Origin of the sequence: Caldalkalibacillus uzonensis (assembly GCF_030814135.1) — a bacterium.
Classification (GTDB): domain Bacteria; phylum Bacillota; class Bacilli; order Caldalkalibacillales; family Caldalkalibacillaceae; genus Caldalkalibacillus; species Caldalkalibacillus uzonensis.
In genome coordinates this window covers 1-1,306 of record NZ_JAUSUQ010000049.1, presented here as the reverse complement: position 1 = coordinate 1,306, position 1,306 = coordinate 1, and the positions used below count along the sequence as shown (strand labels likewise).

The window sequence follows — 1,306 nt, the reverse complement described above, 5'->3', positions numbered from 1 at the left end:
AATAAATAAACACGTCCCACTGCGGGGCAAATTTCAAACGTTTACTGGGGAATTTTTAGTTGATGATTTTGAGGAATTTAAAAATGATGTTGACATAACAGGAGGTTGTCGTCTATGTTTAAAAGAAATGTGATATTGTTCATCATTTGCCTGGTGACTGTTGCCTGTCTGGGGTTTGATACAGTCCAAGCAGACAGTGATCATTATAATGAAACCACTGCTAAAGTTGAATTAACAGACGAGCAGAAACAAGAAATCCAAGCTTTAGCCCAAGACATACTGGAGAAGAAAAAAGAAATGATAGCCAAATATGTATGGTGTTCTGACCAAAGAGCAGGCCGAAAAAAAGATGGCTTGGATTGAAAAACGGTACCAAAAACTTGAAGAAAACGGATTTGTACCACCCTGTGATCATTCCAAATATGAGAAAAAAGATCACGGAAAAAAACGTAAGTCTAAAATGCCTTGGTCAAAATAACTGAACATGTGGCCTCACTCCTTCTCTGACAGGAGCATGGACTATGGCAGAGGAGGAGTTTAGATGGCCGGTATGCCACAAATTTTCATACTTACATTGATGACGATTATATTGTCATTAAAACATATTTAGATAGCCAATTCGTTTAATAAATAATAATGTTGTTTAAAAATCATAAAAAAATCATTTAATAACGTATTATCAACGTAATGTTCACTACTTATTCTCTCTATTGGTACCTATGGTTGATACTTTTTTGAAAGTTTTTATTTTTCACCTTTTCCGTCCTCTTCATGCGGTTCTTCTTTCTCTTCGTGAAATTCAATGAGAGTATGTCCCGTAATGTAATCGAACAGTGTATAGTTATTGTCAGGCAGTTCTTTTTTACAAATGTCTTGATAACGACGATCCCCATCAGCAAAATAATCGGTAGAAGGATCACAGCTATCTTTTTTCCTTGCCATTGCGGCTCCCTCTCTGACGTTTGACGTGGAGGCCATCCACTTCAATGAACAATACCTCTTTAGCTTCGGATGTCTGATTTTGAGATGAGTCCCTGCTGATCTCAATACTCCACAAACGTTGCCTAATGGATTCGTGACTGATCACAGGATACCCTACAAACGCTTCTAATGTATGAGCTGCGTGACGATAGGATGGTCCTGTCACCACCAACTCAATGGCTACGGCCTCCAGCATGGGACTCATGCTCCGGCTACCATCAAAATCGATCCCAAGTTCGACAGTTACTAGGCAAACAAAACGCTCATAAACCCATACTACTCCTGGGTTCATGAGCGATTCAGTATGGTTGGTACGTGTATCTAT

2 protein-coding genes and 1 pseudogene are annotated in these 1,306 nt (G+C 39.1%); 1 reads left to right on the top strand and 2 read right to left on the bottom strand.

All coding sequences use genetic code 11. The features are described 5' to 3' along the window. Nucleotides 1-114 precede the first annotated feature (114 nt). A pseudogene (locus J2S00_RS19825) lies at nucleotides 115-478 on the top strand (YckD family protein). 266 nt (nucleotides 479-744) lie between these two features. Here the strand turns inward: J2S00_RS19825 and J2S00_RS19820 are convergent. After that, on the bottom strand, nucleotides 745-942 hold the full coding sequence (locus tag J2S00_RS19820) for a DUF3951 domain-containing protein (RefSeq protein WP_307344030.1): 198 nt from the start codon (nucleotides 940-942) through the stop codon (nucleotides 745-747). Next, a partial coding sequence (locus tag J2S00_RS19815; protein WP_307344029.1) for a UPF0236 family transposase-like protein occupies nucleotides 923-1,306 on the bottom strand: 384 nt, incomplete at its 5' end. The genes J2S00_RS19815 and J2S00_RS19820, both read right to left, overlap by 20 nt.